The sequence below is a fragment of the Sulfuriferula multivorans genome, from assembly GCF_003851125.1.
In the GTDB taxonomy this organism is placed as follows: Bacteria; Pseudomonadota; Gammaproteobacteria; order Burkholderiales; family Sulfuriferulaceae; genus Sulfuriferula; species Sulfuriferula multivorans.
In genome coordinates, this window is sequence record NZ_BGOW01000006.1 from 45803 (window position 1) to 64485 (window position 18683).

Below are 18683 nucleotides of genomic sequence, written 5' to 3' on the forward strand. Positions count from 1 at the left end.
GAGAAAGAGATCACTCCCATGCCGAAACCCGAAAAACACGTCTTCGTCTGCGTCCAGAATCGCGGCCCCGGCCACCCGCGCGGCTCCTGCATGCAAAGTGGCGCAACCGAAGTCTGGGAGGAATTCGCCTTCGCGTTCCAGCAGCGCAACCTGAACGGCCGCTTCGCCCTCAGCAACAGCGGTTGCCTCGGCCCCTGCAACGGCCCGCATGTACTGGTTTATCCCGAGGGCGTCATGTACGCAAAAGTCACCAAGGAAGATGTCGCAGCCATCGTCGATGAGCACCTGCTCGGCGGCAAGCCAGTGGAGCGCCTACAGTTGCCCCAGGAGATATGGTGAACGCCATACCCGGCATCGCTGATGGCACGCTGCCGCCAGGCGTGGCCGGCTGGCTGGCGCAGGCGGTGGAGTCTTACCATAACACCGAGCGCGCGGAATTCCTGCTGTGCAGCGCGCAAGCGCTCGCGCCCGAGTGCCTGCCGGTGTACTTTTCCCTGTACAAGTTCTACTTCTACAAACGCATGCTGCCGCAGGCAGAGAAAGCCGCCTTGCAAGGGCTCGAAATAGCCGCGCGCCAAGGCGGATTCACCCCGGACTGGACCCAGCTCGATGCGCATTCAACCGACTGGCGCCGCGTCGACGCGCCGCAGCACTTCTACCTGTTCACCCTCAAGGCGCTCGCTTTTATTCGCCTGCGGCTGGGACAAAGTGAAGACAGTCACGCGCTTCTTGCCAAGTTGCAGGAACTGGACCCGCTCGACACGGTGGGAGGATCGGTGATTCGGGATCTGGCGGCGAACTGATAGCCACCTGCTATTCACGCGCCTTTCAGGCGGCAATTGACGCATGCTGTCCATGCGGCAGATGACCTGATTTTCGCATGGGGAGAAAATGTTCAGCGCTTCTCCAGTTATTGATTCGGCACGATGAAGTCTGAAGGGGGAGAGCGGTATGGCTTCTTGCCGTTGTCGAGCGGACGCGGGGTGTGCCGAATCAATAAATATTTAAAACAGCGTTCTATTGAGACGGATCAACGAACCAGACAGGACGAAATCACGTGAATGGTTCTGCGCGGGTTCAAACATATTCTGGCCGTCTCAATAGCGTATTTGAAGCCAGACTACGCCAGAAATTCCGGTTGGATGCTAGTCCTTATCTGTGGTATGGCTCGGTACTTGCTTAACTAAATATTAAAGATTATGGTTGGATCTGCTTTCGTACTTGCAAGTTAACGAAGGGTTCAATGAGGTTAGAGATATGGGCGCGTTAACAGGGCATCAGGCGGGCATCGAGCTCACTACTATCTATGAAATCAGCAAGATACTGAGCTCATCCCTTGACCTGAACAAGACGGCGCGGGAAGTGCTTGGCATGCTTTCCTCACATCTCAGGATGCGGCGGGGCATGGTCAGTTTGGTGCAGCCGTCCGGCGATCTGCATGTTGTTGAGGCAACCGGGATGTCAGCCGAGGCGGCCCGGCGTGGCCGCTTCCGCAGGGGCGAGGGCATCACCGGCAAGATTCTGGCAACCGGCGTGCCCATGGTGGTGCCGAATGTGGCGAAGGAGCCGCTTTTCCTGAATCGAACCGAGTCGCGCAGCCTGGCGGAAGGGCGCGTCGTTGCCTTCATCGGCGTGCCGATCAAGGTCGGACGGGAAACCGTTGGCGTATTGAGTGTCGACCGCGAAATGGACGGCGAGCCGGGTAACTTCGAGGCCGATGTACGTTTTCTGGCCATGGTGGCGAATCTTATCGGCCAGACCACCCGCTTGCACAACAACGTGGCAGCCGAGCGCGAGGAGTTGATGCAGCGCCAGTATCGCCTGCAGAAAGAATTACAGGGCAAGTACAGCCTGGACAACGTCATCGGCCACAGCAAGCGCATGCAGGATGTGTTCGCCGAAGTGCACCAGGCCGCGCCAGGCAGGTCGACCGTGCTGCTGCGCGGCGAAAGCGGTACCGGCAAGGAAGTCATCGCGCGCTCGATTCACTATCTGAGTCCGCGCAAGCTCGCCCCGTTCATCAAGGTGAACTGTGCCGCGCTGTCCGAAACGCTACTCGAGTCCGAATTGTTCGGCCACGAAAAGGGCTCGTTCACCGGAGCGACCCAGGAACGCAAAGGCCGCTTTGAAATGGCGCAGGGCGGCACGCTGTTTCTGGATGAGATCGGAGAGATTTCGCCGTTGTTTCAAACCAAGTTGCTGCGCGTGCTGCAGGAGCGGGAATTCGAGCGTGTGGGCGGCAACAAGTCGATCAAGGTGGACGTGCGCCTGATCGCAGCCACCAACCGCAATATGGAAGAAGATGTGGCCAAGGGCACATTCCGCGCCGACCTCTACTACCGCATCAACGTGGTGAGCATCTTCCTTTCCCCCCTGCGCGAGCGACGCGAAGATATTCCGCCACTCATCGAGCATTTCCTGGACAAGTTCAACAAGGAAAACGAACGCAAGATTTCCATTTCACCAGCAGCGCTGGCGGTGATGCTCAAGTGCAACTGGCCCGGCAATGTGCGCGAGCTGGAGAATTGCGTCGAGCGCACCGCGACGATGACACGGAAAAATATGATTCAGGAGCTGGATTTGCCGTGTCAGCAGAACAAGTGCTTCTCGCAAGTGTTGCAGCACTATGGCCAGGCCCAGCTGGCGATTCCGATTCCGGTTGTGTCTGCCCCGATTGTGTCCGTGTCTTCCGGTGCGAGTATGCCGGAAGTTTCCGGCAGCAGTTTCGGCGAGGCGACTGCCGGGGAGGATCCTGCCTTCATGACCGAGCGTGAGCGTCTGGTATGGGCCATGGAACAGTGCGGATGGGTGCAGGCGAAAGCCGCGCGTCTGCTGAATCTGACGCCGCGCCAGATCGGGTATGCGCTGTCGAGATACAACATCGAAGTCAAACGTCTTTAACCCTGCTGCGCGGTTGTCCATGCAGACAGCCGCGACCGCCATTACCTGCTTTTCCCCGCTGTAGTCTTCCCGACAATTCTCTTCCCCGGCCATCCCTGTTTGTAGCAACTGCGACAATCAGATTTCTGCGCCAAGTACTTCAATTATAAGATATTTATGAGAATTTCATGAATGGCACGCTTGTTGCTGATTGCCCGGTGTATGAACGCATTTAGCGGGCGAACAATTTCATGATCGCCATTGGTTGAAGCTGAAACGGACAAGGAGCCAAGCGTGGACAATCAAGCAAGTGTGCCGAACACAGGAAGCGATCAGGGCCAGAATTTGAATCAGATTTTGCAGCAGGTTGCGGAGCATAAAGGCTGCGGTACCTCCAGCGAGGGCGGCAAAGCCAGTTGCGGCTCATCCACCGCCCCGGAAGACATGGATCCGGCGGTGTGGGAAAAGGTAAAAAACCATCCTTGCTATAGCGAGGAGGCGCACCACCATTACGCGCGCATGCATGTGGCCGTGGCGCCGGCGTGCAATATCCAGTGCAACTATTGCAATCGCAAATACGACTGCGCCAACGAAAGCCGTCCCGGTGTGGTGAGCGAAAAGCTGACCCCGGAGCAGGCATCCAGAAAAGTGCTGGCCGTGGCTTCCACCATTCCGCAAATGACGGTGCTGGGCATCGCCGGTCCTGGCGACCCCTTGGCAAATCCTGAAAAAACCTTCAAGACCTTCGATCTGATATTCAACGCCGCGCCTGATATAAAGCTGTGTCTTTCGACCAACGGTTTGTCCTTGCCGGATCACGTCGAGACCATCAAGAAGTACAACGTAGACCACGTGACCATTACCATCAATATGGTTGATCCGGAAGTCGGGCAACACATTTATCCGTGGATTTACTGGAATCACAAGCGCGTCACGGGTATCGAGGCTGCCCGGATATTGCATGAACGGCAGATGCTCGGGCTGGAGATGCTGACCGCGGCCGGCATTCTGTGCAAGGTGAATTCGGTGATGATTCCCGGCATCAACGACAAGCATCTGGTCGAGGTGAACAAGGCAGTCAAATCGCGTGGTGCCTTCCTGCACAACATCATGCCGCTGATTTCCGCACCGGAGCATGGCACGGTATTCGGCTTGAACGGCCAGCGTGGCCCCACGGCGCAAGAACTGAAAGCGTTGCAGGACAGCTGCGAGGGCGAGATGAACATGATGCGCCATTGCCGCCAATGCCGCGCCGATGCGGTGGGCTTGCTGGGTGAAGATCGCTCGTCCGAGTTCAGCACTGAAAAAGTCATGGAAATGGACATCCAGTACGACGCCGAGGGTCGCAAAGCCTACCAGGAAAAAGTCGAGGTGGAGCGCCAGGCGACCGTGCTGGCCAAGCAGGCCGAGATGACCGATCTGGAAGCCGAGTTCAGTGACCTGAAGGTTCTGATCGCCGTCGCGACCAAAGGCCACGGCCGGGTCAACGAACATTTTGGTCATGCCCAGGAATTCCAGATTTACGAACTCAGCACCAAAGGTTCCAAGTTCGTGGGGCATCGCCGCGTCGATCTCTACTGCCAGGGTGGCTATGGCGAGGAAGACACCTTGCCTACCGTGATCCGCGCCATCAACGATTGCGTCGCAGTGTTTGTGGCCAAGATCGGCGGCTGTCCGAAAGACAGCCTGAAGGCGGCGGGCATTGATCCGGTTGACAAGTACGCGCACGAATTCATCGAGCAGTCCGCAGTGAAATATTTCAAGGAATACCTGACGAAAGTGAAGTCCGGTGAAATTGTTCACGCCGAGCGCGGCGATGCCGATATCCGTCAGGGCGCCTACATCGCTGCGTGAAATTTAACTGCAACCGTTAGGAGAGTAAGACCATGGCTTTCAAAATCATCACGTCCCAATGCACTGCCTGCTCGGCGTGCGAACCGGAGTGTCCCAACAATGCCATACGCGAGAAGGATGGGACCTTCATCATCAAGCCGGAAAAGTGCACCGAGTGCCTGGGCTACTTCGACGACCCGCAGTGCGTCGCGGTATGCCCGGTAGACGACACCTGTGTGATCGACAACAGTTACCCGCGTTACGTAGAGGCCTAGGAGAAGATGATGGAATTGACACTCACCCCAGCCGCCGAGAAGTTCGTGCGCCGCATGGTTCGTTTCGGTGGTGCTGGAGAGAACGCTGGCTTCCGCCTGACGGTGAGCGCTGGCGGCTGTTCCGGGCTCGCCTCTGAATTCACTGTGGAGGCGGCGCCATTGCCGGGCGATGCGACGGTCGAGGCGAACGGCGTCAAGTTCTTCCTGCCGGCGGAAAGCCGCCTGTTGCTGCAGGGGGCAACCATTGACTTTGCGGAAACGCCGACCGGTGGCGGGCTGAGTTTCGTCACGGCCACTCCGTCGACTTGCGGATCCTGCGGCAGCTCCAGCAGCAGTTCCAGCGTCGATATCTCCGGCCTCGGCCACAAGCACTGAGGCGAGGAAAGGGTGAGCGGGCCATGGCGATGAATGTGCAACGGAGGGCGGAATCGTGACGGCAAACCCCGCCGTTCCGGTGGACATGAATCCCGAATGGCTGGAGCGCGCCTGCCTCGGTGGGCATCTGCCGGAGCCGGTCGAGCAGCACTTGCATCTGGCCGGCATCAACTACCAGTATGACGCGCTCGCCGAGAGCCATCTGTTCCAGGCGCAGGCTTTGGCGCCCGGCCACGCAGCCGTGTTGATCGCGCTGTACCGGTTCTATTTCTACAAGGGGCGCCTCAGTGATGCGCTGGCGGTGGCGGAGCGTTGCCTGGTCAAAGCCGCGCGCGACAATCAGTTGACCGAGGATTGGCGCTGCGTACGGCGTGGCGATGCGGAGTTCAGCAGCTACGATGCCATTCTGCCACGCTTTTACCTGTTTACCCTGAAGGGCTACGCTTATCTGCAGATGCGCCTGGGCCGGCTGGAGCAAAGCCATGCGGCGCTGATGAAGATGCTGGAACTCGACCCGAGCGACAAATTGAACGCCGCGGTCCTGCTCAATGTCCTGGCGCGTCATGGCCGGGAGGACGAGGATGAGTGATCTCGGCCCCCCGGTGGATTGGCAAGGCTGCGAGGTGGATTGCGCGGGCTGCGCGCACCAGGATCTGCTCGAACAGGAGCGTTGCGGCATCGGCCATGCCTGCGTACACGACCGTTACGCCAAGCGCATCGACCGCTTCTTTTTCTGGAATCCGGAGCGGGCCAAGGATTACCTGGCGCATCCCTATTTCGAAGTGCGTGCAGTGGCGGCCAAATACGTGGATGTGTTTCATCTGCCGCAATTGACGCGGGATCCGGACGAGACCGTGCGCTGGAGCGCCGCGCTCAGACTGCCCCCCAAACATCTGCTGGCACTGGTGTGCGACCCGCACCGCGAAGTGAGAATCCGGGTGGCGTCGCGCCTCGATCCCCACGATCTGGGCCTGATGATCCATGACCCGGATTACTACGTGCGGCAGGTGGTGGCGCGGCGTATCCCGGAATCCCTCCTGACTCAGATGATGCGGGATGAGGATGCCGAGGTGCGCCACATGGTGGCAAGCCGGATCGGCGATGACTGGCTGCCGGGCATGGCACAGGACAAGGATGCGGCCGTTCGCTGTGAAGTGGCCAAGCGCATGAAGCCGGGGCAGTTGCATCTGCTGCTGGACGATCCGGACTGGCGCGTGCGTTACGAAGTGGCAAGCCGGGCAGAACGGAATCATGTAAAGCGGCTGGTCAACGACGCGGATGAACTGGTGCGTGATGCCGCCCGCCAGCGCCTGGGCAAGAGTGCCGCCGGCGTCAGTCTGCTGGTGACGCAGAAGCAGGCGTTTCCGTTTTAAGGATCAATTTTCAGGAGTCAGAAATGGCCAAGATCAGCCGAGATAGCGACGTCGTAGAGCTCACTGCCCAACCGATATTCGAATACGGGCAGAAAGTGAAATCCCTCAAGGTGGTGCGTAATGACGGCACCTATGCCGGCAAGGACATAGGCGAAGTCCTGGTAAGAAAAGGCGAAATTGGCTATGTCACCAGCATCGGCACGTTTCTCCAGCAGTTCTACATCTATGGCACCGAGTTCATCGAAAGCGGCAATCGGGTCGGCATGCGCGGCAAGGAGCTGGAAGCCACCACCGACGCTGTCCCGGCAGCCGTCACAGAAGCGACGACAGCGGAAGCCGAGACTCAGCCGGTCGATAGTTCCGGGGTGGCAGCATGATCGATCAACGCGAAGCGAAATACCAATGGGGCCAGCGCATCGTGTCGACGGTCGATATGTTCAACGACGGCAGCTACCCCGAGCGCGAGCCGGGCGCCTTGCTGGTGAGCAATGGCACGCCGGGGGAAATCGTCAATGTGGGCTACCACGAGGAATTCAACTTGCCGGTTTATATGGTTGAGTTTCAGGAGAGCGGCGTGGTGGGCTGTCTCGAGGAAGAAATCGCGCTGGCGTGACGCGTGGCGCGAGCGAGCGGGGAGCGGAATGTGGCAAGACAGCCTGGTTGCATGCACCCGAACGATGTGGATCGAAAGCGCATCGAACGGGCGCTGGCCACGCGGGTGCGCTACCGCTACGTAAGCCCGGAAGTGCAGGCGGACGAGGCGGGCTACCGGATTCAGAGCCCCTGCTGCTCGCGCAACATCGACAAGTCCGGTGGCGTGATCGATATCGCGCGGCTGGAGTATGTGGCGGATTCGCGGGCGTGGCGTTTGTACCGCAAGGATCATGCGCAGCGCGAATGGCAATTTTACGGAGAGTTCGGCGCCTTGAACGAACTGCTGCAATTTTTGAATCGCGACCCGGATCGGAGCTTTTGGCAATGACAGACCAGGACACGCCTGTTTATCTGGACAACAACGCCACCACGGCGCTGGCGCCCGAGTGCGTGGAAGCGGTGTTGGCCTGCCTGCGCGATAGCTATGGCAATCCGTCCAGTAAACATGGCGTCGGCGAGCGCGCCAAGGGGCTGGTGGAACAGGCGCGTGCAGCGGTGGCGCGGCTGCTGAATGCAGCCGCCGCCGAGATCGTATTCACCGCCAGCGGCACGGAAGCCAATCATCTGGCGATACTGGGCGCGCTGGCGGCACGTCCGGGCAAGGTTCATGTGGTGGTCAGTGCGGTGGAGCATCCGTCTAGCTTGAGTTTGCTGGCGCATCTGGAAACGGGTGGCGTTCGCGTCACGCGATTGCCGGTCAATCGAGGCGGAATGCTCGATCTCGCGGCGCTTGAACAGGCGATTACGCCGGACACCGCACTGGTATCGCTGATGTGGGCCAACAATGAAACCGGCGTGCTGTTTCCGATTGTGGAAGCAGCGCAGATTGCCAGGTCCAGAGGGGTGCTGTTTCACACCGATGCGGTGCAGGCGGCGGGCAAGATTCCCCTCGACCTGGCGCAGGTGCCGGTTGACCTGCTTACGCTGGCCGGGCACAAATTTCATGCGCCCAAGGGGGTGGGCGCCTTGTTCGTGCGTAAAGGGCTGAAGCTTCAGCCCATGCTGTTCGGCCATCAGGAGCGCGGTCGTCGCGGCGGCACGGAGAATGTCCCGGCCATTGTCGGCATGGGTGTGGCCTGCGAACTCGCGGCCCGGGAGATGGATGCCAAAGCCGTGGCGATGGCCACCTTGCGGGATCGGCTCGAAACCGGTGTGCTCATGCGCATTCCTTGTGCTCGCATCAACGGCGGCGCGGCGTTGCGGGTGAGCAATACCAGCAGCGTGCGCTTCGGCGAGCTGGCGGCGGAGGCGATCCTCGACAAGCTGGACAAGGCCGGTATCTACGCCTCGTCCGGCGCGGCCTGCACCGCCGGCGGCAGCGCGCCGTCTCATGTGCTGACTGCCATGGGGCTGAGTGAGGCGCAGGCGCTGGCGACGATCCGGTTTTCATTGAGCCGGTATACGACCGAAACGGAAATCGATCGCGTGCTGGATATGTTGGTTTCAATTTCAAAACGTATGACCGCCGAGGCGGCATGAAGCACTCACTTAACCAGCGGCACCCACAAGGAAACACCATGAAAGTGATGCTTAGAAAAGACGCCAAGGGAATCTTGTCCGCCTATATACCGAAGAAGGATCTGGAAGAGCCCATCGTGTCGATGGAGCAGGCGGACATGTGGGGCGGCGTCGTTACGCTGGCCAATGGCTGGCGTCTGGAACTGCCGCAGATGGGACCTGAAACAGCATTGCCGATCACCGTGGAAGCGCGTCGGCTGGGAGAGTAAAGATGATTACCGAAGACGATCTTGTGCGCATTGAAGGCTTGCTGGTTACGCCTGCGACGGGCACCAATCCGCTGACGGATTTTCGCCGCCGCTTCCCCGGCTTGTCGCTGACCCGTTGCGATGCGGCGGACATGAGCGATGAACAGGCGTTCCGCGAATATCCTGCGTTCAATCTGTATCTGGTGGATGGCCGCGAGCACTGCTGGCAACTCACCGATGATCCGAATGCCGCAACCGGCATTGTTGTTGCGGCGCGCAACTGAGGACACGTCATGGACCAAAGCTGGATTCCCCTTTCCGACCCTGACATCAGCCAGCTGGAACTGGATGCAGTGCGCGACGTGCTCATCTCGCCACGCCTGAGCCAGGGGTCGGTGGTCGCCTCATTCGAGTCCGCTTTTGCCGCGTACACCGACCGCAAGCATGGCGTGGCAACCGCCAGCGGTACCATGGGGCTGCTGCAGGCATTGAAGGCAATGGGCATCGGGCCGGGGGATGAGGTCATTGCTTCGCCCTACAGCTGGCACCAGATCGCCCATGCCATCGTGCTGGCGGGCGCAACCCCGGTGTTTGCCGACATCGAGTACTGGTCGGGCACGCTGTTGCCGGACAAGATCGTAGCCAAAATCACGCCGCACACCCGCGCCATCCTCGCCGGCAACACCAACGGCCACCCCGCCCCCTGGCAGGCGCTGCGTGAAATCGCCACCAACCATGGCCTGCGGCTGATCGAGGATTCCACCGAAGCGATCGGCTCGACTTACCAGGGGCGGCGGGTCGGCGGCTTTGGCGATTGCGCCGTGTTCGATTTTTCCCAGCCGAGTGCACTCACCTGCGGCGAAGGCGGCATGGTGGTGACCGACGACGCCGAATTGGCGAGCAAGCTGCGCTATCAGCGCACCCGCAAGATGGACGAGCGTTTTTCCGTGGTGATCAGCGGCAATGTGCCGTATCAGGCCGGCATGAACGAGATGACGGCGGCGCTGGGATTGACCCAGTTGCAGCGTATCGACCAGATTCTCGAGCGGCGCAAGCAGGTCGAGCAGATTTATTACGACTACGTCAAATCATTCGAAGGCATCAAAGACCCTTACATCGGGCCGGATGTGACCGAAGTGCACTGGTTTCTGTATCTGGTGCATCTCGGCACGCGCTTTTCCAAAAGCAGCCGCGACGCCATCGTCAACGACCTGCATACCGAAAAGATCGAGGGCGCAGCTTACTGCCAGCCGCAACATCTGCAGGCGTTTTATACCCAGCTTGGCTATCGCAAGGGCGATTTCAAGGTCACGGAAAAAGTGGCCGATCGCATCATTGCGTTGCCTTTCCACGCGCATGTGAGCGAAGCCCAGGTGGGCTTCATCGTGCAGACCGCCAAGGACGCCTCGATCAACATCGGCGCGGGTGCGGCGATCTATTAATCATGTGGGCAGCTTTGGAAATCACAGCTTTAGAAACCGCAGCGCAGTTGATTTACAGAGATGCCCATGACTTACATCCGACTCAGCAAACATCCAAGGAGCAATGCAATGCCAATGTTAACCATCAATCCTTCCGGCAAGACCATCCCATCCACCGAGGGCATGAGCATACTCGAAGCCTTGCTCGCGGCCGGCGAGAAGATCGCGCACAAGTGCGAAGGCAAGGCCGAATGCGGCTCCTGCCATATCTTTGTCACTGAAGGGCGCAAGACCCTGTCCAAAACCCAGCGTCTTGAGAATGAAAAGCTCGACACCCTGGTTGGCGTCAGCTCGAATTCGCGTCTGGCCTGCCAGGCGAAACTGGGCAACGAGAACGTGACAGTGGAATTGCTGTGACGGCGGCATGACCGGGCTTCGGTTCCGGTTCTTAAATTCATTCAAGGAGTCACACCATGGAAAACGATCAAATCATGATTCACGTACGCTTTGCCCCTGACGGCACGGTGGCGACAATCGGCGAGTGTCCCGGTGCGCTGAGCGCGCAGGGCTGGTTCAATCTTCTCGCCAGTTCCACCACGGATTGCTACGAGACCCTGTCCGGCGGACGCGCGCTGTTCCGCCTGCCGAAGCTGCAGGTCGAGCAACTGAAATCGTCGGCGGCTTGAGGAGAGCGATCATGGATAAGGCCAATGCCCTGCTGAGCGAGATTATTTCCCACCTGGAAGAAGGGGGCATCGTCCCCTATCTGGGGCCGGGAGTGCTCGATCTGATTCCGGGCGGAAGCCCGGTTCCCAATTCTCCCGAGGCGCTGGTGCAGCAGCTGGTGGCGAAATCGAGCGTGCCGCACAAGATACGCGGCAACCTCACCGCCACGGCGCAGTACATCGAGAACTTCAAGCACCGCAAGACCCTGGTGGGGTATATGTCGGAAGCCTTCGCCGCCGAGGCGCCCCCGACATTCCTGCATGACTTCCTGGCCAGCATCGTGCGCAAGCCCTTGCTGATCGTCGATGCCTGGTATGACAACGCGATGGCCACGGCGCTGCAGTCGCACAACTTGTGGGGGCAGCTGCAAGGGGTGAGCCAGTCCGAGCATTTCGGCACCTGGGTGCATTACTTCCGGCCGGATGGGATGCGGGCGGATCCGTTCGAGGCGGACACCTGGGACACGCTGCTCTACAAGCCTTTTGGTTCGATTTCTCCGGCTAAAAACTTCCTGGTGTCCGACACCGATTTCGTCGAGGTGCTCACCGAGATCGACATCCAGACCCCGATCCCGGCCATCATCCAGCAGTTGCGCACCGGCCGGCATTTCCTATTTCTCGGCTGCCGCTTCCGCAACCAGCTGGAGCGCACCTTCGCGCGCCAGATCATGAAGCGCTCTTCCGATTCGCACTGGGCGGTGCTGCCGGGCGAACTGACCCGCAACGAAGCGCGTTTCCTGGCGGAGCAGAACATCAAGCGCATCGATATGCCGTTGGACGCATTCGTCCGGCTGCTGACCGGTGAAAAGGAAGCGGAAAAGCTGGCCGTTGCGGTCTGACGCAGCGCTACCCGTCGAGATCTGGTTGCAGGTCTCGACGACAAGCCCACGCTGCTGAAATTGCTGAACCACCTGCCGCCGTAGTGCTGGCAGCATGGGTTGCTGCGCGCAACCCTGCTTACCGACCACGACAATCTTTCCGCCATCGCTTTCTATGAGCGTGCGGGATTCACGCGTTCATCAATGATTGTGCTACGGTGCTGGCTTGGGGCGGCATCGGGGTCGTGAGTAACCGTATTGTGCCAAGGGCTGTCAACTACAGTATGTTATGAATATGTCTGCTGGACGATTCAAAGCAGACACTGAACGTAGAGCTTGAGTGGCGTGTGGACAGCAAGCGAAGATTGCTGGCGGGGCGTCCTTCTCGAAGCGTTTGTTAGGCAATTATTGCTGCCCCTTATCGCCATGCAGCTCTTGGAAGAAATTATATGTCTCTTCTGACATACCGTTTCCGAGGAGATAGTTTTTTGAAATCTCTTTAGCTTTTAGCTGAATATGAATATGTAGATCATTGTAGCCATCTCGATCTGCCCAGTGGTCCGCCAGTTTTTTTGCTGCCACTAACTCAGCCAAGTCGCTGCTTTGTATGACAACAAGCGGGGAAGATAAAATTTCATCATCCAAATCTGACAGATAAACCCCTTTTATCCCGTATGCGCGAGCAAATGGAGTTGACGGTCCAAATTCATCCTTTTTAAAAGCAACGGCAATCTGTTTGTACAGGTATTTTATAAACTCTAGCTTATTGACATGTCCAAAAATTCCTTCGAATTTCATATAAGACTCCCTTGCGATTACGGTTTGGCTGAAATAAAGGCGAGAAGCCCATTTTTAGCGTCATCCGAACAACCTCCAACAATTTTATGGATATCAAAATCTAACGCACTTGTTTTCAATAGCGCGACGTTGTCGCGATCAAGCCAACCGACTGGGAGATCAAAGGCCTTTTCTATCTGTCGGGCCTTCTTATCAGTGACATCCATGTCGCCTGTTGCCATTTTAGATAAGTAATTTGCATTAGTGACGGCAGCAAGTTTCTTCGCTGTATTGTCATGGCCATAGTTCAACCATCTGATGAGGTCAATATTAGTAGAGCGAGTGGTGCGAGGCATATATCCTCCCAAAGTAGTTATTGCTTGCCGCTTTGTTTTTTGAGTTGCTCGATCCGCTTTTTAATGTCATCAATCAATTTTTGCTGATCGCCGTCAGAGAAAGTTGTGGGGCATTCAACAATTAAGACCGGGTTTATCGTGACTTTGATTGAGCCTACGCTAGATTCCAACAAGGCAAGTTTTGTGGTTCGGGCATTATCAACAAGTAATAGTCCGGCTTTCTTTCCGTAGCCCCAATACCCCATATAGCCGGAGGGCTGGAGGCAGCGGCTATTGATTTTGAGAATTTCATTGTTACTGTTTGTTCCGTCAGACTGATCAAGCTTCTCGACATCTCCAGCTTCAACAATTATGTTGTTGTTGAGATTGACGTGCTCGTCGATGATTGCAAAGCCATCGGCCCTGGCATCCAGTGCAAGAGAAAAGACAATTACAGTGTAAAGAATACTAATGCGCATGGTCACGTGCCCAACAGTTAATCAATAGGCCTATGGACCTGGAAAATGGACTAAGGAGGGAAATCTATCTGAGATGACCCCAACCAATATACAAGACAATCGCAATCCCTTCTTCATATTCTATCGAGGCGAAATAAATTGATGTCCAACATTAAGGCATGCGTGACTGAATATTTCCGCCCATGGAAGCTCATTACGCTTGCGATTGGCATCGCATTGCTGATTCTTGGTTCTTTTTACTACAAAGCACCAGACTGGGACATTCCCATCAGCCTTATTATGGCCATCCTCGCTTACCTCACCGCCCCTTGGAGTCTCCGTGTCATTCTTGAAAGAAAGTGGCGGCTATGGCCAGCGATGCTCTTTGTTACCTGGTTTACTGTCGATGGTTGCTACGTTATCTATTGGCACTTTAATGACCCAGCTGCCCTGGCAATGATGCGTGCCGCGAATTTTCCTGCCTCGCTATCCCTGTATGGACTGTGCGGCATTATTTGGCTATATCAAGGGAATTTCCGGCAGTTGTTCTCTGACATTAAACACTACCTTGCTCCGCTGTAATCGAGGAAAATTCTGCATGGCTGGTTTCGATGGAGTCGCTATATTGGGTCGATTTTAGACCTCATCGACCGGCAGAAGTGTGGTTCGCAATCGCTTTCATTTTCCTGCGTCGCTATAACAATCTTCAATAATACGGACAGAGCGGACGCATCTTAATGGCCGTTTTTGGAAAGCGTATTTGGCAATCGACGCACAAGTATTGAATGGCTGCTAATCGCTGGATTTCAGGCGGTGAGAAATAAACTGTGAAGGGCTGTTCCGGGTCGATATCGGCCGCTCTCTCGGTACGGCCCGTATAAGCTTCAACCTGCCAAATCGCAACTCACAGCCAATGGGCTTGGCTGAATGGCCCCCTTTAGCCACGATGCTGCTTGCCCCGACAGACGACTAATCCCTTTGCCTGGCAAGTCTGCTTAGAACCCGTCGCGCTGGCTGCCCCAGGGGTGCGACCCAGGGACCAACGCGGCCTTGATCCCGGCTTTTTCGACGTCGGCCAGGGTTTTATAGAGTGTGGCTTCATGCGCCAGCATGCTGCCTTTCATCACGGCCACATAGCGGGACGCGGTGTCGACATCGCAGGTATACCCGCCACCGGGTTCCTCGACGCTGCGCAAATTGCCATCCCAATCCATAAAAAAACCGCTCATTTTGTATCCTCGCTGATGCTGTTGTCAGGAATGCCATCATCCCAGCCGTCACCGGGAAATAGGGTTTACAAAAAGCTCACCCCGCCGCCTGCAACAATTCCTTTTCCACCCTGCGCAGCAAACGCAGGCATTCGATGGTCGCGGCCATATCCAGCGCGCTGAAATCGTCCAGGGTCTTGAGTTGCGGGTCGGCACCGGCGGCCAGGAGCTTTTCCACCACCGCATGTTTTCCGGTGGAGGCGGCGTACATCAAACAGGTGGCGCCATTGTCATTCTGATGGTCGAGGGCGCTACCGGCGCGGATCAGCACATCCAGCGTGTCCGGATTCGCGCCCACGCAGGCCAGCCAGAGCGCGTGGTTGCCGTCGCCATTCTGCGTGTGGGGAGATGCGCCGGCCTGGATCAATTCGAAAACGATCGCGGTGTCGCCTGATTTGCTGGCACGCATCAGGGGCGTCATGCCGTGTTCGGCGACGGACTCGAGATTGTTGCAGGGATAGCCGTGCTGCTGCAGCCAGTGTGCGAGTTGCGGGCTGAGCACAGGCGGCGCTGTTTTCAGGTGCAGCTGCTGCCACGCCTCGAACCCGCCATCCAGGCTATAGACTTCCGCAAAGCCGAAATCCGCGAACATTTGCCCGTAAATCTGGCTGGCGTTGCCGTGGTAACAGTAAAGCAGCACCGGTGTAGTTTTCGGCGTGCCGAGGAGGGTGGCGTCGAGGTTGTCGCTGGACAGGCGGCGTGCGGAGGCGATGCGCGCCTGCCCGAAGCTGTCGTGGTCGCGTGAGTCGAGTACCAGCACGTTGTCGCGCGCGAGCAGTTGGCTGGCTGTTGCGGCGTCGATGCGCCTGAAGATCCTTGCGTTTGTCATGGGGTAGGCTCCGTCTCGGCTGCCGCTGTGCGTTCCGGGTAGGGCGGCAAGGTGGTGATGCGCGTATCGGTGAGCGCGCGGCCCACGGTGAAGTGGTAGAGCGACTGGAAGTGCAGGCTGCGCAATCCGAGCAGTTCGTGAAAGGCATCGTCGAGAAAGCAGCCGATGCCGGTGCCGCGCAGCGCCAGGGTTTCTGCTTCCAGATACAGCACCTGGCCGAGCACACCCGCTTCCCAGTGCAGTTGCCGATAGCGCCAGGCGTCTTGCTGGATGCTGTGTTCGAATTCGGCCAGCATGCCCAGCGTGAAACAACTGTCGGCGGCAATTGCCTGCTGGCAGCTGACGGCGCGGGCGACCTTCTGCCACTTGCCTGCTTGCAGGCGGAACAAGGGCAGGTCCGCAGGACAGCCTGCCACCCGCTGCCACTCGAATTCATCGCTCAATTCCGCACGCAGCCGCGCTTCTGCGCCAGCCTCGCGCACCAGGATGTAAAGCCCGGCGGGCACGTCTTCCACGCGGTGGACGAAAAACACCGGGTGAACCTGCGGCGCGTAGTCCCAGATATCCCACGGCAGGTGGGGGTGTGGAAGCAGACTGGCGACGAGGCGGTAGAAGTCGGCTGCGGCCATGGTGAACTGCGGGTCGAAACGCTGGGCGCTGCGCCGCCCCATGATGACCTCGGCCGCCGGTAAATGGGTGGCGGACGTTCCCGGCGAGTAATCCAGATGTCGCGTTACGCTAGCTGTGTTGTGATTGCTTTCGGTGGCCGACGCGACTTCGTCGATGACCGGCCAGTGGTACATGGGATGCGGGTCGAGAATGTTCGCCTGTCCCATCCAGCTGGTGTGAGCGGCGTCCCACGGTGCGGGCTCGACCGGCGCTTGCGGGTGAGCCGGGCTGATGAGCTGCGCTGGGCTGATGAGTTGCACTAGCAGATCCGGTTCCTCCCGCTCGGCAACTGCGTAGTCCTGATCGCGTCCGGTACCCAGCAGCGCGGTCAAGCGCTGGCTGTCGCAGCTTGCCACCAGACGCACCTGCCATCCCAGCAGGCCGGCGGCATAGCGCAACGCGGCCAGCGCATGGCCGACATCGAGCTGGCAATAGCGGAAGGCGCGTTCACCGTATTTCCAGGCCTCGCGCCAGTGGATGGAGGACAGCCCGATCCACAGGCCGGACGGGTGTGCCGCAGTGGAGCGGCAGCGTTGTTCCAGCGCATGGCTGCGGCTCGCGTAGTGGTACAGTCCGTTTTCCAGTCCCTGTATGTCGTGCGCAATGACATACGCCTCGGTCGGATGCAGATTCCCGCTCGACGGATTGCAGCGCAGCGCCCAGCGATCCGGCCCGTATTCTTTCCAGGCGGAAAGACCCAGCGACAGTTCCAGCAAGGCGCCCAGCGAATCGAGCGAGATGGTGGGTGGATAAGCCGCTTCCGGCCGGTCTGCGCCGTCGGTCCAAGCCATTCGGCCGGCGCAAAGCGGCAGGCGCACGGACGGGCTGTCCTTGAAGGTGCGGAATGGATCGGGCTGCATGGTCCAGTCCAGCGTCTCCGGGCCGGAGGCATAGCGATCAGGCCGGTGCTTGGTGCGCTCGTGGTAGGCGAGCGCGATCTGTGCGCGTTCGGTGTCCTGCGGCGCGGGGCATGGGGTTGCTGCATGGGGGCGCGAGCATTGCTCCACACCCTGTGGCACATTGCTATTGCTCGCAACGCCCAGCCGCTGTTCGATCTGCGCCGCATCGAATCCCGCCAGGCGCCATCCCTCCGCCTCGATCAAGGGGCGCCGGATCAGCAGCGGATCGCTCAGCATCAGGTCCAGCGCGGCTTGGGCGTCGATGCGCTCGGGATCGATTTCACCGGACTTCAGTTGCGGCGCGGCGCGGTTGAACCAGTCGGCAACCGGCAGGGCCGTGAAGAAATCGCGCAGCCGCTGCGCGGTCCACGGCTCACTCAATAAATCCCGTGCGATGACTTGGTGACCTGCATCGAGCAGCAGCCGCTTCTGGCGCGCGTTGGTTGCACAGCCCGGTTTTTCGTAAAAAATGAGTGTGGTCATCATGCGTCCTTTTTCACGTTTTGCGCGAGCCTGAACAGGGCTTCGGTCTGCGCCTCGATACGCTGCCTGACTTCCTTGTCCAGCTTTTTCAGCCAATACCCCGGAATGCCGGAAACTCCGTAGGCCGCGCCAGCCAGCATGCCGGCCAGGGCGCCGTTGGTGTCCGCGTCCTCCCCGCAGTTCACCACCTCGGTCACGCAGGATTCGAAACTGTCGGTGCGAAAAAAATGGTGGAGAACCGTCTGCACCGTATCGACGATGTAGCCCGATGCATGTCTGGGATAGGGGTCGAAACGGAACACCGGAAACTCGCCGGTCAGGCGACTCGCTTCCGCGCGGCAGCCCTTGATTCCGCCGCCGTGAATCAGGGCTTGCGTCATTCTTCCGAGCGCCAGGGTCGCGGCGTCCGACAAGGGGTGGTGATGGGTGATATGGCATTGCTCCCGCGTTGCCCGGGTGAATGCGTCACCGTCATGCAGCGTCGCCAGTGCCAGCGGCAGGTTGCGCATGCAGGCACCGTTGCCGCCATCGCCCTCATTCGGCTGGCCTGCCAGCGTGCCGTCCGCCATATAGCGCTGGATGCCACGCCGGCAGGTGTTGCCCACATCCACCGGCCGGGTCTTGAGCCAGGCCACGAAGGCATCGGCGGCGGCAGTCGCGTTCCAGCCGCCGCTGTCGATGATCGACTGCGCCAGCGCCAGCGACATCTGCGTATCGTCGGTGATCTGGCCCGGTTTGAGTTTGAGCCAGCCGCCGCCGATCAGGTCGCGGTGGATGCCGTAGGTATGCTGAATTTCGGCGGGCATCATGAATTCAACCGTTGCGCCCAGGGCATCGCCGACGGCGAAACCGAGATAAGCGCCCAGTGCACGTTCGTGTACTTCATCGCGAGCCACATCCATCCC

The 18683-nt window shown here is 58.8% G+C and carries 26 protein-coding genes; 19 read left to right on the forward strand and 7 right to left on the reverse strand.

Annotation, left to right across the window (positions count from 1 at the left end; translation table 11 throughout):
- Positions 1-18: 18 nt before the first annotated feature.
- From EI185_RS04930 to EI185_RS05015, 18 genes are all read left to right on the forward strand, one after another.
- Positions 19-339: a (2Fe-2S) ferredoxin domain-containing protein gene (locus EI185_RS04930; protein ID WP_124704013.1), complete on the forward strand. Its 321-nt coding sequence runs from the start codon at positions 19-21 to the stop codon at positions 337-339.
- Positions 333-803, forward strand: coding sequence for a hypothetical protein (locus EI185_RS04935; RefSeq protein WP_124704014.1), 471 nt, complete (start codon positions 333-335; stop codon positions 801-803). Before EI185_RS04930 ends, EI185_RS04935 begins: the two co-directional genes overlap by 7 nt.
- Before the next feature lie 454 nt (positions 804-1257).
- Positions 1258-2901, forward strand: a complete 1644-nt coding sequence (gene nifA / locus EI185_RS04940; RefSeq protein WP_124704015.1) for a nif-specific transcriptional activator NifA — start codon at positions 1258-1260, stop codon at positions 2899-2901.
- 273 nt (positions 2902-3174) lie between these two features.
- Positions 3175-4734, forward strand: a complete 1560-nt coding sequence (gene nifB / locus EI185_RS04945) for a nitrogenase cofactor biosynthesis protein NifB (RefSeq protein WP_124704016.1) — start codon at positions 3175-3177, stop codon at positions 4732-4734.
- Positions 4735-4766: 32 nt separating this feature from the next.
- Positions 4767-4988, forward strand: coding sequence for a 4Fe-4S binding protein (locus EI185_RS04950; protein ID WP_124704017.1), 222 nt, complete (start codon positions 4767-4769; stop codon positions 4986-4988).
- Positions 4989-4994: 6 nt separating this feature from the next.
- Positions 4995-5363 carry a HesB/IscA family protein gene (locus EI185_RS04955; protein WP_223247676.1) on the forward strand — a complete coding sequence of 123 codons (369 nt, stop codon included), beginning with the start codon at positions 4995-4997 and terminating at the stop codon, positions 5361-5363.
- Between the two features lie 55 nt (positions 5364-5418).
- The gene (locus EI185_RS04960; RefSeq protein ID WP_223247677.1) at positions 5419-5952 is read left to right on the forward strand and encodes a hypothetical protein; all 534 of its coding nucleotides are present in this window, start codon (positions 5419-5421) and stop codon (positions 5950-5952) included.
- Positions 5945-6736 (forward strand): 4Fe4S-binding leucine-rich repeat protein, encoded by a 792-nt coding sequence (locus EI185_RS04965; RefSeq protein WP_124704018.1) that lies wholly within the window; start codon positions 5945-5947, stop codon positions 6734-6736. The genes EI185_RS04960 and EI185_RS04965 overlap by 8 nt, the downstream gene beginning before the upstream one ends.
- A gap of 23 nt (positions 6737-6759) precedes the next feature.
- Entirely contained in the window at positions 6760-7113 is a 354-nt protein-coding gene (locus EI185_RS04970; protein WP_124704019.1) for a nitrogen fixation protein NifZ, read from the forward strand.
- Entirely contained in the window at positions 7110-7349 is a 240-nt protein-coding gene (locus EI185_RS04975; protein ID WP_124704020.1) for a nitrogen fixation protein NifZ, read from the forward strand. The genes EI185_RS04970 and EI185_RS04975 overlap by 4 nt, the downstream gene beginning before the upstream one ends.
- A gap of 51 nt (positions 7350-7400) precedes the next feature.
- Positions 7401-7718: a DUF3024 domain-containing protein gene (locus EI185_RS04980; protein WP_124704021.1), complete on the forward strand. Its 318-nt coding sequence runs from the start codon at positions 7401-7403 to the stop codon at positions 7716-7718.
- Complete coding sequence (locus EI185_RS04985; protein ID WP_124704022.1) at positions 7715-8869, forward strand: cysteine desulfurase family protein; 1155 nt, start codon at positions 7715-7717, stop codon at positions 8867-8869. Before EI185_RS04980 ends, EI185_RS04985 begins: the two co-directional genes overlap by 4 nt.
- A 38-nt stretch (positions 8870-8907) precedes the next feature.
- The gene (gene nifT, locus EI185_RS04990; RefSeq protein ID WP_124704023.1) at positions 8908-9117 is read left to right on the forward strand and encodes a putative nitrogen fixation protein NifT; all 210 of its coding nucleotides are present in this window, start codon (positions 8908-8910) and stop codon (positions 9115-9117) included.
- 2 nt (positions 9118-9119) lie between these two features.
- Complete coding sequence (locus tag EI185_RS04995) at positions 9120-9380, forward strand: DUF6129 family protein (RefSeq protein ID WP_124704024.1); 261 nt, start codon at positions 9120-9122, stop codon at positions 9378-9380.
- Between the two features lie 9 nt (positions 9381-9389).
- Positions 9390-10538, forward strand: a complete 1149-nt coding sequence (locus tag EI185_RS05000; protein ID WP_124704025.1) for a DegT/DnrJ/EryC1/StrS family aminotransferase — start codon at positions 9390-9392, stop codon at positions 10536-10538.
- A gap of 108 nt (positions 10539-10646) precedes the next feature.
- Positions 10647-10934 carry a 2Fe-2S iron-sulfur cluster-binding protein gene (locus EI185_RS05005; protein ID WP_124704026.1) on the forward strand — a complete coding sequence of 96 codons (288 nt, stop codon included), beginning with the start codon at positions 10647-10649 and terminating at the stop codon, positions 10932-10934.
- Positions 10935-10990: 56 nt separating this feature from the next.
- Complete coding sequence (locus EI185_RS05010) at positions 10991-11203, forward strand: hypothetical protein (RefSeq protein ID WP_124704027.1); 213 nt, start codon at positions 10991-10993, stop codon at positions 11201-11203.
- Between the two features lie 11 nt (positions 11204-11214).
- The gene (locus EI185_RS05015; protein WP_124704028.1) at positions 11215-12081 is read left to right on the forward strand and encodes an SIR2 family NAD-dependent protein deacylase; all 867 of its coding nucleotides are present in this window, start codon (positions 11215-11217) and stop codon (positions 12079-12081) included.
- A 384-nt stretch (positions 12082-12465) separates the two neighbouring features.
- On the opposite strand, the gene EI185_RS05020 is transcribed toward EI185_RS05015, so the two are convergent.
- The 3 genes from EI185_RS05020 to EI185_RS05030 are packed head-to-tail and all read right to left on the reverse strand — an operon-like array spanning position 12466 to position 13651.
- Complete coding sequence (locus EI185_RS05020; RefSeq protein WP_124704029.1) at positions 12466-12858, reverse strand: hypothetical protein; 393 nt, start codon at positions 12856-12858, stop codon at positions 12466-12468.
- Between the two features lie 17 nt (positions 12859-12875).
- Entirely contained in the window at positions 12876-13193 is a 318-nt protein-coding gene (locus EI185_RS05025) for a hypothetical protein (protein WP_124704030.1), read from the reverse strand.
- A 17-nt stretch (positions 13194-13210) separates the two neighbouring features.
- Complete coding sequence (locus tag EI185_RS05030; protein WP_124704031.1) at positions 13211-13651, reverse strand: hypothetical protein; 441 nt, start codon at positions 13649-13651, stop codon at positions 13211-13213.
- Positions 13652-13792: 141 nt separating this feature from the next.
- Here EI185_RS05030 and EI185_RS05035 point away from each other — a divergent pair, with 141 nt between their 5' ends.
- Entirely contained in the window at positions 13793-14212 is a 420-nt protein-coding gene (locus EI185_RS05035; RefSeq protein WP_124704032.1) for a hypothetical protein, read from the forward strand.
- Positions 14213-14625: 413 nt separating this feature from the next.
- Here EI185_RS05035 and EI185_RS05040 read toward each other — a convergent pair whose 3' ends face one another.
- The 4 genes from EI185_RS05040 to draG all read right to left on the reverse strand — a co-directional run bounded on the left by EI185_RS05040 (position 14626) and on the right by draG (position 18680).
- Positions 14626-14859 carry a hypothetical protein gene (locus EI185_RS05040; protein ID WP_124704033.1) on the reverse strand — a complete coding sequence of 78 codons (234 nt, stop codon included), beginning with the start codon at positions 14857-14859 and terminating at the stop codon, positions 14626-14628.
- Between the two features lie 76 nt (positions 14860-14935).
- Positions 14936-15727, reverse strand: a complete 792-nt coding sequence (locus EI185_RS05045; RefSeq protein ID WP_124704034.1) for an ankyrin repeat domain-containing protein — start codon at positions 15725-15727, stop codon at positions 14936-14938.
- A complete protein-coding gene (locus EI185_RS05050) occupies positions 15724-17781 on the reverse strand; it encodes an ArsC/Spx/MgsR family protein (RefSeq protein ID WP_124704035.1) in 2058 nt (685 codons plus the stop codon). The genes EI185_RS05045 and EI185_RS05050 overlap by 4 nt, the downstream gene beginning before the upstream one ends.
- Positions 17778-18680 (reverse strand): ADP-ribosyl-[dinitrogen reductase] hydrolase, encoded by a 903-nt coding sequence (draG, locus tag EI185_RS05055; protein ID WP_124704036.1) that lies wholly within the window; start codon positions 18678-18680, stop codon positions 17778-17780. The genes EI185_RS05050 and draG overlap by 4 nt, the downstream gene beginning before the upstream one ends.
- Positions 18681-18683: the final 3 nt, after the last annotated feature.